The organism is Lacticaseibacillus porcinae (genome assembly GCF_003946305.1).
Classification (GTDB): domain Bacteria; phylum Bacillota; class Bacilli; order Lactobacillales; family Lactobacillaceae; genus Lacticaseibacillus; species Lacticaseibacillus porcinae.
Genome location: NZ_RHNS01000010.1, coordinates 60,335 through 74,526, shown reverse-complemented (window position 1 = coordinate 74,526; position 14,192 = coordinate 60,335). Strand labels below are relative to the sequence as shown.

Sequence of the window (14,192 nt, the reverse complement as noted above, 5' to 3'; positions counted from 1 at the left end):
AGGAGGCGGATCATGTCAAAGTCTAAATATGAAAAGGTTTCCAGCGAGATCCAACGCCGAATCCATGATCAAATTTATCCCCCGATGTCACGCTTACCTGATCAAAATACGCTTGCTGAAGAATTCGGGGTTTCGAGAGTGACGATTCGTGAAGCTTGCGACCGTTTAGCGCAACTCGGTTTAGTCTACAAACAATCCGGTCGCGGTACTTATGTTTTAGGTGATGTGGCGGCTCATGGTGATGAAGCCCCAGAGTCGCGATTCAATGGCTTAACTGAATTGCGCGGTGAACAACATGTTACCAGCGATTTGTTAGGCTTTAACGTCACGATGCCGAGTGCTTTAGTACAAGCCAAACTAGGCTTACGCGCTGATGAACCTGTGTATGTGATCGACCGTTTGCGCAAAATCGATGACCGTCCGCGTTTTTTAGAACATAACTTTATCCCGTTGAAACTTGCGCCAGGCTTAACGCGCGAAAGGCTTCACGGCTCCTTATATGCTTATTTATGTGATACGTTAGGTTTGCGGTTATCTGGTGCCAAGCGCGACATTACCGCCACCTTAGCTAATTCAAGAGATGTCTTGTATTTAAAAGCTGAACCTGGTGAGCCGGTGTTGGAAGTCGAACAAGTCATGTGGCTGTCAACCGGCGAAAATATCGACTATTCAACGGTGCGAAACCTCGCGCGTTTAGGCGGATACGCGATGATGAACACCTACCAACAATCATGAGCTTACCCTTCTGGCGCACAGAAGGGCTTTTTGTTTCACATGAAACAAAAAGCAACAAACCTTTCGCCTTATTAACCAAGAAACAATGAGAAAAAGCCTCATCATCGCAAGGTGACCGCTCTCATCGAATTCTTCATCAGTGATAACAATACTGATGAAATAAAAAATAGCGGTTTTGCTTACGCTACCAAAGATTGAACCCCATCATTTCAACATGTCGATGCCATCTAGGCCACACCGCCATTTCATTTTGATTAAAGGATTCTGTGAATTCAAATCAACCACTTTACTTTAATATTCTTCTAATGTAAAGTGGCGATAATCGAGCGCTACCATCAAGTGGGGTGATAGCGTAGGGACAATTATAAGGGGGTATTCGCATGAAGAAAGCGAAGTTCTTTACAGCTGGCGCCGGCATGCTTGCGCTGACTGCGATCCTTGCTGCTTGTGGTGGCAGCAAGTCGAGTTCATCTAGTGCCAACACTTGGAACCGGATGGAATCTGATGTGATCTCAACCATGGATGCATCCAAAAACACTGACGCCATTTCTGGTCAAGCGTTAACTGATACCATGGAAGGTTTGTACCATTATCAAGGCACGAAGTTAACACCTGGGTTGGCAACTAAAGTGACCAAAGCCACCAACAATGGCTTGACCTACACTTACAAGTTGCGCAAATCCACTTGGAGCGATGGTTCTAAGTTAACGGCTAAAGATTTCGTCTTTGCTTGGAAGCGCACTGTTGATCCTGCCACCAAAGCCCAATATGCTTACTTATTCTCCGGCGTCAAAAACGCCGATGCCATCATGGCTGGCAAAATGAAGCCTGATACTTTAGGCGTTAAGGCCATCGACGACCAAACCTTTGAAGTAACATTGGAAAAGCCGATCCCTTACTTCAACACCATGTTGACAAACCCTGCGTTCTTCCCACAATCTGAAAAGGCTGTGAAGAAATATGGCGCTAAATATGGCACGAACTCCAAAGACGTCCTGACAAACGGGGCTTACACCTTGTCTGGTTGGAATGGGACTGGTAACTCTTGGACTGAAACCAAGAACCCGAAGTACTGGAATGCTAAAAACATTCACATCAAGACCATCAAGACACAAGTGGTCAAAGATTCTTCAACCGCTTTGAACTTGTACAACTCTAAGAAGTTAGATCAAGTCACTTTAGGTGGTCAACAAGCCGCTTCTGCAAAGTCTAACAAAGACTACAAAGCGTTGAAACAAACGTCTGCTTTCTATCTGGAACTCAACGAAAAGAAAGTCCCTGCCTTTAAGAATGTGAAGATCCGCCAAGCCATTTCATATGCCTTGAACCGCGATCAATACATTAAAAAAGTGCTCAACGACGGCTCATTGGCTTCCACAGGCGTTACGCCTGCAGGCTTGATGTCTGACCCATCTGATTCTTCTGTTGATTTTGCGAAGACGGCTGCTAAAGGTACGAGCCAATACACCAAGTATGACCCTGCCAAAGCTAAGCAATTGTTTACTGAAGGTTTGAAAGAAGTCGGTCAATCTAGCTTGAACTTGGAATTGATGACTGATGATACCACCAACGCCAAAACCACTGCCGAATACTTGCAAAACGTTTTGGAAAAGAACTTACCTGGGATGAAAGTCACCACTGCCACAGTGCCATTCAAGACCCGTTTGACCCGCTCTGCTAACGGTCAATTCGACATGGTCATCACCGCTTGGGGTGCTGACTTCCCAGATGCCATCAGCTTCTTGGATCTGTTCACTTCCACCAACTCTTACAATGATGGTAAGTGGTCTAACGCGCAATACGATGCCTTGATCGAAAAGTCTAAGACTACTGATGCCACTAACGCTGACAAGCGTTGGAACGACTTGGTTCAAGCCCAACAACTGTTGACGAAGGACATGGGCGTTGTGCCTATTTACCAACGTGTGCTTTCCACGTTGCAAAGTCCTAAGATCACTGGTTTGACTTATAGCCCAGCTAACACCTTCAACTACACCGGCGCTAAGTTAAGCAACTAACTAGAGTTATGACCTCGCTGCGATGCAGCGAGGTTTTTTAATGGGCTAAATGATTGTAAAACACGCCTATCACGACTGTTATTGGTCGTGATAGGCGTGTTTTTGATGTCATCAGAAAGTTTGCATCACCATGTCCACATGCGGGATACCATCTTCTAAATACACATCGGAAACTGGTTGAAATCCAAAACTCCCATAGAATTCGCGTAAATAATTCTGGGCTTGGATCTTGATTTGCTGATCTGGGTATAACCGCCGTACTGTTGCTAAGGTTTCAGTCACGAGTTTCCGCCCAAGCTGTTCGCGTCGATGTGATTCAACAACTAACACTCGCCCAAAGCTGATCGACTGGCCATCATCATGGGGAATAATTCTCGCATATGCGACCAACTCCCCTGCTTGACGCAATTGGACATGCCAGGCGTCAAAGTCTTTGGCATCGACTTCTTGATAAGCACAGTTTTGCTCAACAACAAAGACTTTGGTTCTGACTGCCAATATTTCTAATAAGGTTTTAGGACTGAGATCATTGGTTTTCGTCACAGTAACTGTCGTTTCCAAAGAATTGCCTCTTTCTGTTGTTGAAAAATATGAATAATTCGATTTTAGCATCCCCAATCGCCTTGACAATATGTCGCAGCGACGTATACTGATACCTGTCGCTTCGACATATCAGGAGGCTGTGATGTACGAATTATTAATATTAAGTGCGCTGATGGTGCATGATCGCACCGGCTATAAATTGTGCAAGATCCTTGAAGGAAACTTAGAACCGCGTCGCCAAATTTCAAACGGCGTGATGTATCCCTTATTACATAAATTAGAAAAATCCGGCTACATTACCCTAGAAACTAAGGAAATCAATGGCCGAGCGCAAAAGCTAGCCAAGATCACAATGGCTGGCCTTGCTCGCTTTGAAGACTTGATGCATACGCCGATCGCCATGGATGCCAAACGTGAATCGAACTTCCACTTTAAGTTTCGCGGTTTAGGCCGTGAAACCGTGGGCTTTCAACGCGATGTTTTACATGCCTATCGCGAAGCCACCGAATCAGATATCGCGGTTTACCACAAAGTGACAGTCCACTTGGACAGCGTGTTATCCGATCCTGATCGCCAAATCGATATCGGCTGGTCATTGCGCGGCTTACAGTTAGCCTTAAACGTTGCGCAAGCTCGCTTAGATTGGGTCAATGACCAACTGCATGAGCTAGACGGCTTGGCCGATGATGCGCACTTCACCGCCGCGCCTAAAATCACGAAAGAATATGAGGCAAAAGCTCTTGAATAAAAGTTATCGCCAGTGGATCGCACTGGTTGCAATGTCACTGGGAACGTTTATGGGGTTATTAGACGTCACCGTTGTTAACGTCGCGTTACCGACGATGGCGACACATTTCCATGAAACGTTCACCAACTTACAATGGGTGCTCAACATTTACACCTTGGTTTTGGCTGTCAGCTTGTTGATCGTCTCCAAACTTGGTGACATGTACGGCCGCAAAAAATTGTTTTTAGCGTCGATCATTTTGTTTGTGGTCGCTTCTGCTGTCAACGGGATGGCACCGAATTTGATGATCTTAAACATCGGACGCGCCGTCCAAGCCGTTGGTGGTGCCGGGATGAACTCCTTGGCGATGGCCTTAGTCGCATCGAATTTCTCTGGTAAAAAACGCGGTTTAGCGTTAGGGATCTTAGGGTCTGTGATCGGGATCTCGACGGCTTCTGGGCCTTTGATCGGTGGTTACTTAGTCGGTCAATTCGGCTGGTCAGCAATTTTCTATGTCAATGTCCCAGTCGGTATCATCACCGTATTATTAACTGCCATTTACGTCAACGAAACCCCAAGCTACGGGGCTAAACAGCGCGTCGATTTTGCCGGCATGGCGTTATCAGCTTTCACTTTATTCAGCTTGATCTATGGCTTGATTCAAAAAGAAGCGCACACCAACTGGGCGTGGACGAATATTGGTGTGGCTGGTTGGTTGATCGCCGCAGTCATCGGCTTGATCGCCTTCGTCATTGTCGAACAACGCGTTACCGATCCCATGGTCGATTTGTCGATGTTTAAAAGTCGGCATTTTGTCGGAACGATCATCGTTGCCTTAGGCTTAGGGGTCGCCATGTACTCTTTTAATGCCTTTTTGACTGTATTGATGCAAAACTACATCGGCTACACCGCGTTACAAACCGGTGTGCGGCAATTGACGATTTCCATTTGGTCGTTGATCTTAGGCCCGATCACTGGGATGCTCGGCGCGCGATTCTCTAAGCGTAAAATGATCGGCTACAGTTTGTTGCTGGGTGCCGTCGGTTTTATCTTGATGATGAATGCGATGACCACGCATTTGAGTTTTGCACAAATGTGGCCAGCCATGATTTTAATGGGGATCACCAACGGGATGGTCAATCCTTTGCTCAACACGGCTGGGATGGAAGGCGTCGCGCCGCAAACTATGGGGATGGCTAGCGGTTTGATCAACGTCTTTCGACAAATCGGGACTACCGTTGGCGTGGTTGGCTTAGGGTTGATCCAAGATCATCGCTATGAACAATACTTAAGTGCGCATTTAAGCAAAATTGCAGGGCTCCCTGCAAAAGCCGCCGCTGCCCTTCAAAAAGTCTTAGTTGATGCCGGACCATTTGCCGGACATGGGATCGCCTTTTCTAAACAAATGAGTCAAGCACCTTTTGCGCATGACTTCCAAACAACGGTACTGAATGCTTATGCCAACAGCATGCGTGGCATTACCTTAACCGCAGCAATCGTGTTTGTGATCGGCGCAGGTGCTGCCTTCTTCTTAATGCGTGATGCCAATGATTCTGGCGACTTAACCTAAAAAAGTCAGGCTATTGCCTGGCTTTTTAAGTGGAACGATTTAATGTAGGCATACTTGTACCCCCACTGCGTTCCAGCAGCGTTATAGACGAGTTCATATCCGAAGCAGACAATTTCTTGGCGCGAGGGGATGATTCGCTTGGCCGCCTTCACTAACCCGCCATGCACTGATAGAAGTCCCGAACTAGTACCCGTACCTAATGCTTGACAGAGAAATCAGCTTCTTCAATTTACTTGATTGAGAATTAGTCAAAGTGATTTCATTTTTTTCAAGAACATTTGAGACCGCTAAGTTCATTCGACTTAAGATAAACGGGACAGAGGTACTTTTTTTCACAAATTCATGACGATATGTTAATAATACATTTTTCAAGGCATCATCGTTAGGCGTGTTGGGTAAATCACTTAGTAGTTCATCAATAATTTCTATGGCTTGTGTTGCCCGATCTGTTCCACCTGCGAACCATTTTAATTTAAACATGATAGATACTCCTCGTAAGATATACTTGTCGAAAATGATGCAGACATTAATTATCAGAAAAATATCAGCCCTTATATAAAATAGGCTGAAAAATTAATTAATTACCATTCCAACCTGCATTGCCGCCAGAATGTAAATTCACGGCAGCATTATTACCAATAATACCAATCGCTTTTCCCCAAACAACTTTACACCCGTGTTTGTTGCAAGACCTGCCATTGCCATAGTACTTACCACCATTGATTTTCTTTAATTCCTGAGTATTCAATTTATTAGTGTTTTTCATCACGAATCCCTCCTTTATTATTATTCAGGAAAATGAACTGTACCGTCCCCGTCATTAATAATAGGCCGATCAAGGCGAGCTATTAAAAATAACTATGAACGTATAAAATTTCACGATTTTCGTTAGCGTATTAAGGCGTGTCCTCAAACTCAAAAATGTTCGCGAGTTACCTATCATTTGCACAGACTGACCTGAACCTGACACGTTGGCGTAAAGGACTGATTGTTATGCATACCCACCGCTATGAGATAGCCGATGAGCAATGGATCCGGATTGATTTTCTAATCAAAAACCTCCCTAACACCCTAATATTAACCAAACTAAAAAGCGAGGTCGCGAATGCCACTAATGGCTGTTCACGATCTCGCTTCATTGTCGACATTATTTGATGTACGCGTACTTATAGCCCCACTGCGTCCCAGCAGTGTTATGCGTTAAACCTTTGACATCACCTTTTTGCAAGTAAGCCGTGACTTGTTGGAACAACGGCGTCACGCCTTGCGCTTGGTTGAATAACTTTGCGGCTTGCACGAGATCATCCCAACGCTTGGCGGCATCGTTGGCATCGGTCGTCGATGCTTTTTGAATTAAAGCATCATATTGCGCATTGGAATATTTCCCGTAGTTGTAGGCAGTGTTGGATTCTGGAATTTGTAAGAAACTGATCGGATCGTTGAAGTCGGCCCCCCAACCTGATAATGCGATATCGAAGTCGCCATCGGTTTCCTTTTGCTTGGCCATTTGTGAAGGCAAAGCTTTCAAGTTGATGGTCAAGCCTGGTAATTCCTTAGGCAGTTGGCCGCCGATATATTCAGCCGTGGTTTTGCTGGTGGCATCATCATTGGAGTAAAGCAATGTCAGCGTCAACTTAGATTTGCCGATGGCTTTCAGGCCTTTGGTCCAGTGATCTTTTGCAGATTTCGTTGAATAGTTGATGGTGTTGGCGACGGTTTGTTGTTGAGCAAAGTCTTTGCCTGTGGTTGGATCACTGGCCAAATCATTTGGCACAAAACCAGTTGGGATCTGCGAGCCATTACCTAAAGCTTTCTTCGTCAACGCTTTGCGATCTAACGCTTGAGAAAAGGCTAAGCGAATGTCTTGGTTATTCATCGCAGCTTTCACAGTTGAATCTTTAGCATTGAAGTTATATTGCATGTAGGCGATATAAGAATAAGCGTAAGAGCGGAAAGTGCTGTCTTTTTCATATTTTGGCACTTGGTTGACAGCCAATGGTGTTAAATCAAGCTTGTTGGTGTTGAACAAGTTGACACCAGTGCTGGTGTCTTCCACCACTTGGAAGTTGACCTTTTGGAGTTTAACCACTTTCTTGTCCCAGTAGTAAGGGTTTTTCTTAAAGGACCATGTATTGCCAGTCCCGTTCCAGCCGGTAATGACAAAAGGCCCCGAGTAAAGCATTTTGCTGCTAGTGGTGGCATATTTCTTACCATATTTGGTGACAGTTTTTTCACTTTGTGGCGCAAATAATGGATAAGCCATCAAGACTTTGAAGTAGGCGATCGGCTTGTCTAAAGTGATTTGAACGGTGTTCGTATCGAGCGCTTTGATGCCTAACGTATCTGGTTTGGCGTTGCCTTTGTTGATGGCGTCAGCGTTTTTGATGCCGGAGAACAAGTAGCTATAAGGTGACTTGGTTTTCGGATCGATGGTGCGCTGCCAAGAATAAACGAAATCTTTGGCAGTGATCGCTGAGCCGTCACTCCACTTGGCGTCTTTGCGAATCGCGATCGTCCAAGTTAAACCATCACTTGATTTCGTGGCTTTGCTAGCGAGGCCGGCGATCGGCTTCCCGTTTTTGCCTAAGCGCCAGAAGCTTTCATACACATTCCCAGTTTGGCCGTAACCAGTGGCTTGCGCCAAATCAATAGTATCTAGCGGTGCTGTGGCACTTAAGTTCAGCTGTTGTTTCGTCGCTGAACTCGACTGGCTTGATTTGTTGCTCCCGCATGCTGCGAGCACTAAGCCTAAAGCTAAAGTGGTTACAACCAGCGCAGCAGTTTTGAAATGAGTCATCACAATTCCTCCATTATGTTTAGCTATGTTTAGCGACAAAAAAGCGCCGACAGTCCTTCAACGATGCAAAAATGCATCCGCTGAAGGCGTCGGCGCCAATATTTGGTCTAAGGGTTTCACCTAGCCAAATATGCCGTCCAAGAGTCCGCCATCAGCGTCCGACTTGCACATGCATACACAGCAACATTGCATTTGTTTCATCGATTCGTTCATAACGGCCCCTCCTTTTTTTAATATGTGGTAAGCATACCTGAGGATTTTAACGCTGTCAAATAAAACCTCCGGACAATTTCTCCAAGTTGTCCAAAAGCATCCGCATTAATTCCACGAAAACCACGGCCCAGCATTTTCAAAACTGGCCCGTGGTCCCAAACTTGTCTACTTTGTCCTTTGGCGCGCAAGAAACACGCCTTAGGGTGGTGCGGTATTATATCGAGGATTTCGTTCCCCGCCGGATCAGACAGGCAGAATCACCAGCTGCGCGAACTTGGATGGCTACCAAGATTATCCAAGCCTGTGGGCGGACTCCCACATGTTGCTCACTTACCCTGTGTTACCGTAGCTCGATTCGCGGTTTCGTCATGCGCACTCTGGGTAGTAGGACTTTGACTGCTGTCGCCAACAGCCAAGGCGAGCATACCAATGAAGGTCAAAGACTGCAAGCCAAGCTCGAGTCTCAACTACTTTGATCTTCGCAGAATTCACCATGATGGTATCATGACTTTAAAATAAATGCAACCAATTGGTCAAAAATATTTTAAATTCGCAATCAATCATTGATAACACTGTGTTTTCATTCAATTTCACAAAGTAGACCAATTTTTAAATCGTTTATTTCTAAATTAAGCTATTCTCAAAATAAAAAGCTGAGACCCACAAGTCTCAGCTTCTCTATTGCTTATTCGTATAAGAAACCGGCGTCACGCAAAGCCTGTTTGATTTCAGTGATCTGTTCAGGGTTTTCGTAGCCGATGGTGTGTAAGTGCACACCGTCTGTCAATTCAGACAACATATGGCTTTCATGTTGCAACATGCGGGAATGGAATAAGTGAATTTCTTGTTCAGAAGCCACTTCCAAAGAGCCGCGCAATTGACCGTAAACGGGATGATCGATCATGACATCTTTCACGACACCGCCGTGATCAATGATGATCTGCATTTCTTTAACGGCATCTTCTGGGGTGTGCTTGCACACGATCACAGCGGTTTTTGTGGCGCTGTCTTCGAATTGATAGCCGCGAGGAGTGGCGATCAGTTTCGTCCCTTGAGCCCGTAATAAAGCGACATCCCCAACGACAGTTTGACGACTCACACCAAATTTTTTGGCAAAAGCAGTCGCTGTGATCGGGGCTTTGGCATCAGCTAAAGCCATTTGGATCTGAGATTGACGTTCAGCACTGGTTAACATAGTAAATACCTCCGTTGCATTGTCTTATACCCCAAGCTTACGCTAAAACAACGGTGCTGACTAGTCCATTAACAAAATTATTGAAAGCGTGCGCGACCAGCGCGACGATGCAATCCGATTCGGATCAATTTATCAGCTTCAGCCACGATCAACGTAATGACGCCAGCCGCGATCGCGATCCCCCATTCACGCCAACTCATGGCTGCGGTACGCATGACATTTTGCATAAATGGCAAGTACGTTAAGCCGAGTTGCAAGACCATCATCAACCCAATGATCCAAAAGGCTTGGGGATTAGAGAAGAACTGCTTAGAGAACACGATCGCTTTAGTGCGAATGTTAAACAAGTAAAAGATCTTCCCTAAGATAATAATGTTGACCATCATCGTTGATGCCACCCGCGGTCCGGCGATGCCATTACTCAACAACCAGTCATGAGCGATCAGCCCGATGCCTGAGATCAACACCGAAACATACAGCAATTGGAACACGTCATGTTTGTTCATCATCCCAGCGTCATTAGGACGCGGTGGCCGTAGCATGATGCCATCTTCTGCTGGTTCAAAGATAAACGCTAACTGAATCGTGATGGCAGACACCATGTTGATCCAAAGCATTTGGCTGGCATTCAATGGCATATCATCGCGAGTCAACACAGTGAAGGCGATGACTAAGCCTTCTGCAAAACTGGTCGGCAACAGGAACAAAATACTCTTTTTAATGTTGTCATAGATCCGGCGGCCTTCTTTGATCGCCCGCTGCATGGTCGTAAACTTATCATCCGTTAAAATCATGTCAGCAGCATCTTTGGCCACATCAGTCCCAGATTCACCCATGGCCACACCGATATCTGCTTGTTTCAACGCTGGTGCATCATTGACACCATCGCCGACCATCGCCGTGACGTTACCAGCTTTTTGTAAAGCTTGCACGATTGCAAGCTTATCAGCAGGGGTGGTTCGAGCAAACACGTCAGCAGACACCATGGCATGTTCCCGGTCGTCTGGACTCATTGCTTCAAGTTCTGCGCCAGTGACCACTTGCGGGTCATCTGCTAAACTCAAGGTTTTGGCGATCGCCTGGGCAGTTTGCGGATGATCGCCGGTGATCATTTTTACTTTCACGCCGGCTTTTCTCATGTCGCGAATCGATGCGATCACTTCAGGACGTGGCGGGTCGATCAACGCGGCTAACCCTAAGAAGTCGATCCCTGATTCTAACAACTCATGACTGATCTTATCGACATTGACGATCCGAGAACCTACAGCAATGACACGTTGCCCATGTTTAGATCGTTCACTGGTCCAAGCTAAATAATGAGCTTCATCGAAGTTTGGGTCGCTGGCTTTGGCCATTGGTAATAATTTATCTGGTGAGCCTTTGATGTACAACTTCTTAGTCCCATCAGCTAAACGCACCAACTTGGCCATGTAGCGATAATCGGAATCAAAAGGCATGAGATCCAATTCATCAGATTCTTCAGTTTCACCAAAGGCTTTTTGATAAGCGGTGATGAAGGCACCATCAGTAGGTTCGCCGTTGATTTCATATTTCCCGTCAATTTCAGCTAAGGTGGTATCGTTTGCTTCATAACCTGCAGTCAGCAGCGCTTCCAAGTCTTGATGATCAGCAGGTGTGATCACTTCTTGGTCTAACGTAAAGTCCCCGGCAGGCGCATAGCCAGTACCGGTAACCGCATATTGCGCCGTTGGGGTGAGAATATCGGTAACGGTCATTTCATTTTGGGTCAAAGTCCCAGTTTTATCAGTGGCGATCACGTCAACAGAGCCTAAGACTTCTACTGAAGGTAAGTCTTTGACAATGGTGTTTTCGTTTTTCGCCATGGCTTGGACACCCATCGCTAAAATGACACTGGTTGTCGCAGGCAAGCCTTCAGGCATCGAACCGACGATCATCGTCACGATCCCTAAAGCTAAGGTCCCAAGCGTATAGTGGCCGCCGATCAAGCCAAAGATAAATAAGGCCACCGCAAAAATCAAGATCCCATAAGAGATCCCTTTGCCGATGCCATCAAGTTGCTTCATCATTGGTGATTGACGTTTCTTGGCATTCGCGACAGCAGATGAGATCTTCCCAAGTTCACTGTCGGCGCCAGTGGCAATCACTAACCCCATCCCAGAACCGGAAGCAACTGCTGTTGACGAAAAGGCCATATTCGCTTGTTCAGCTAGAGGTGTGTCGCTTGGCAATGCTTCTGGGGACTTAGCCACAGAGTTAGTCTCCCCAGTCAACACGGCTTCTTGCATCATCAAGTTATCACTGTCGATAATGCGCAAGTCAGCAGGGACATTATCCCCTGCTTCCAAGAACACCACGTCGCCGACCACTAATTCTTCAGCAGGCACGTCGATGCGTTGGCCGTCGCGATAAACCGTCGCATTGTGGGCCAACATTTTTTTAATTTGATCAAGCGAATCAGAGGCATTACTTTCTTGAATGTAGCCAATGATCGCATTAATGATGATCACCAAGGCAATAATAATCGTGTCAGTCAACAAGCGCATCATGCTGGTCATCAGCGCTGCGCCGATCAAAATATAAATGATCAAGTTGTTGAACTGCCGCACGAATAAAACCCATTTCGGTGTGCGGTGTGAGGCTAAGGCATTCGGGCCATTTTCCGCTAAACGTTTCTCGGCCTCTGTTTGCGTTAAGCCTGCCTCTAAATCAGGCGTTTGGACTTTTGCTTGAACTTCTGCCACCGTTAAATGGGTCATTTTTATCTGCGCACTGGGATCTTCCATATATCATCATCCTTTAAATCATTATTTAGCATTTGCTATTAATTATATAGTACGGGGACGGGAAATTTAGTGCAAGCCTCTGTCGCAATATTTCCCGGGCAATATTTTCACGTCCAGCCAAAGGCGCGAATCAGCGCCATGGCAACGATACCAACAACCACGACCACCAACAAACTCTTGGAAATCACGCCGGCGATAATGGCGGGAATACTAGCGAGTAAATTCTCAGTATTCACACTTGGCCATTGTCCTTGGTGATAAACCAGCAAACTTTCAACAAAAATTGCAGCAAGGATCGCTACCGGCACAAAGCTGAGAAATTGCAGTAACCATTTTGGCAAGGTGGTCGCTTTCACTAATGCAAATGGCACCACGCGGATCAACCAAGTCACTAACCCACACAGCAAAATCGTGATCAGCACTTTACTCATGGTGTTCCACCGCCATTCCGAATAAGCAACCGAGGATCGTTGCCACTAAAATTGCCGTAGAACCTGGCATAAACCGCATTAAAACCACCATCACCACGGCGACAAACCCAGCAACGGTTAAATGCCGCAACAACGGCTTAGACCGATCAGTGATCATTTGCAGGTATAATAACCCGATGAACATCGCCACCACCGCAAAGTCTAGACCAAAGGCTTTGGCATCTGGGATCAAACTCCCGATCAACGCCCCGATCACTGTGGCGATTGCCCAAACTAAATAGGCAACCACATTTGCTGCATGAAACCACGCTGGGCGTAACTTACGATCGGTGAGGTTCAGTTTATTCATCGATAACGCAAAGGTTTCGTCAGTTAAAAGCGTTCCAATGGCAATATTTTGCCCCATTGATTCTTTTTGTAAATATGGGGCGACGGTCATACTCATTAAGCTCATCCGCGCATTGATCAACAGTGTGGACACCACGATCGCACCGATGGGACTGCCCGTTAATAACATGCTAGTGATCACAAATTGTGCGCTGCCTGCATACACGATCAGCGACATTAATAAAACCAACCATACTGATAAGTGGCTGGTGTGCGCCACGATTCCAAAGGCTAAGCCCACGCCAATGTAGCCGAACACCGTCGGCATGACGTCTTTGATCCCGGCTTTAAAGTCTAGTTGCGCATCCATCCGCTCACCTCGTTTTTAATATGAGAACTTAATTAGATTTTACCTGTTTATTTTTCATAATCAACCCTAACCCCACAAACACCGGCAATTTTTCTAACTCACGCTGTCCGGCAGCGTGAGTGTGAATTTGATCTTCCAGCTGGCTATACCAATATGCCTCCGGCACGAAAATCCGTGGGCTCCGATCAAAAGTGTTCCGGCGGGCTAGTCATGGAACGCAATGACGCTCGTCGGAGCTAATTTTGCAATCGCTACGCTCATAACCGCAAAATGGATCTCCTTCTCGCTGGGCTCTAAGCGATAAATCGCTAAGAGCCCCACGGCTGATGACTAGCCCGCCTCCACGCTTTTGATCTCCGCCCACAGATTTTCTACGTTAGTGTCGCTAGCATACAGATCAAATACGTTGACGTTACGTCGTTCACAATGACTAAATATGATATCAACGTCAAAGACACGCGATTCGTAGCTATCAGGTGACAGTGGGCTGGCGTAGTGGAG

At 46.1% G+C, this 14,192-nt stretch carries 12 protein-coding genes; 4 read left to right on the top strand and 8 right to left on the bottom strand.

Annotation, left to right across the window (positions count from 1 at the left end; genetic code table 11):
* Nucleotides 1–12: 12 nt before the first annotated feature.
* On the top strand, nt 13–735 hold the full coding sequence (locus EKM92_RS08935; RefSeq protein ID WP_164509953.1) for a GntR family transcriptional regulator: 723 nt from the start codon (nt 13–15) through the stop codon (nt 733–735).
* Nucleotides 736–1,115: 380 nt separating this feature from the next.
* Entirely contained in the window at nt 1,116–2,753 is a 1,638-nt protein-coding gene (locus EKM92_RS08930) for a peptide ABC transporter substrate-binding protein (RefSeq protein WP_125709989.1), read from the top strand.
* A gap of 111 nt (nt 2,754–2,864) precedes the next feature.
* Here EKM92_RS08930 and EKM92_RS08925 read toward each other — a convergent pair whose 3' ends face one another.
* A complete protein-coding gene (locus EKM92_RS08925) occupies nt 2,865–3,365 on the bottom strand; it encodes a GNAT family N-acetyltransferase (RefSeq protein WP_125709987.1) in 501 nt (166 codons plus the stop codon).
* 73 nt (nt 3,366–3,438) lie between these two features.
* Here EKM92_RS08925 and EKM92_RS08920 point away from each other — a divergent pair, with 73 nt between their 5' ends.
* Together EKM92_RS08920 and EKM92_RS08915 are read left to right on the top strand one after the other, a co-directional pair.
* Nucleotides 3,439–4,044, top strand: a complete 606-nt coding sequence (locus EKM92_RS08920; RefSeq protein ID WP_164509952.1) for a PadR family transcriptional regulator — start codon at nt 3,439–3,441, stop codon at nt 4,042–4,044.
* 31 nt (nt 4,045–4,075) lie between these two features.
* Nucleotides 4,076–5,593, top strand: a complete 1,518-nt coding sequence (locus EKM92_RS08915) for a DHA2 family efflux MFS transporter permease subunit (protein WP_420812576.1) — start codon at nt 4,076–4,078, stop codon at nt 5,591–5,593.
* Between the two features lie 183 nt (nt 5,594–5,776).
* Here the strand turns inward: EKM92_RS08915 and EKM92_RS08910 are convergent, their stop codons facing one another.
* The 7 genes from EKM92_RS08910 to EKM92_RS08880 form a co-directional block, all read right to left on the bottom strand.
* Nucleotides 5,777–6,073 (bottom strand): bacteriocin immunity protein, encoded by a 297-nt coding sequence (locus EKM92_RS08910; protein WP_125709981.1) that lies wholly within the window; start codon nt 6,071–6,073, stop codon nt 5,777–5,779.
* A gap of 97 nt (nt 6,074–6,170) precedes the next feature.
* The gene (locus EKM92_RS08905; protein ID WP_125709979.1) at nt 6,171–6,359 is read right to left on the bottom strand and encodes a leucocin A/sakacin P family class II bacteriocin; all 189 of its coding nucleotides are present in this window, start codon (nt 6,357–6,359) and stop codon (nt 6,171–6,173) included.
* 381 nt (nt 6,360–6,740) lie between these two features.
* Nucleotides 6,741–8,390, bottom strand: coding sequence for a peptide ABC transporter substrate-binding protein (locus EKM92_RS08900; protein WP_125709977.1), 1,650 nt, complete (start codon nt 8,388–8,390; stop codon nt 6,741–6,743).
* An 898-nt stretch (nt 8,391–9,288) separates the two neighbouring features.
* Nucleotides 9,289–9,798, bottom strand: a complete 510-nt coding sequence (locus tag EKM92_RS08895) for a transcription repressor NadR (RefSeq protein ID WP_054717196.1) — start codon at nt 9,796–9,798, stop codon at nt 9,289–9,291.
* Nucleotides 9,799–9,875: 77 nt separating this feature from the next.
* A complete protein-coding gene (locus EKM92_RS08890; protein WP_125709975.1) occupies nt 9,876–12,563 on the bottom strand; it encodes an HAD-IC family P-type ATPase in 2,688 nt (895 codons plus the stop codon).
* A gap of 107 nt (nt 12,564–12,670) precedes the next feature.
* Nucleotides 12,671–12,994, bottom strand: coding sequence for an AzlD domain-containing protein (locus tag EKM92_RS08885; protein ID WP_125709973.1), 324 nt, complete (start codon nt 12,992–12,994; stop codon nt 12,671–12,673).
* Nucleotides 12,987–13,691 (bottom strand): AzlC family ABC transporter permease, encoded by a 705-nt coding sequence (locus EKM92_RS08880; protein WP_125709971.1) that lies wholly within the window; start codon nt 13,689–13,691, stop codon nt 12,987–12,989. Before EKM92_RS08880 ends, EKM92_RS08885 begins: the two co-directional genes overlap by 8 nt.
* Nucleotides 13,692–14,192 lie beyond the last annotated feature (501 nt).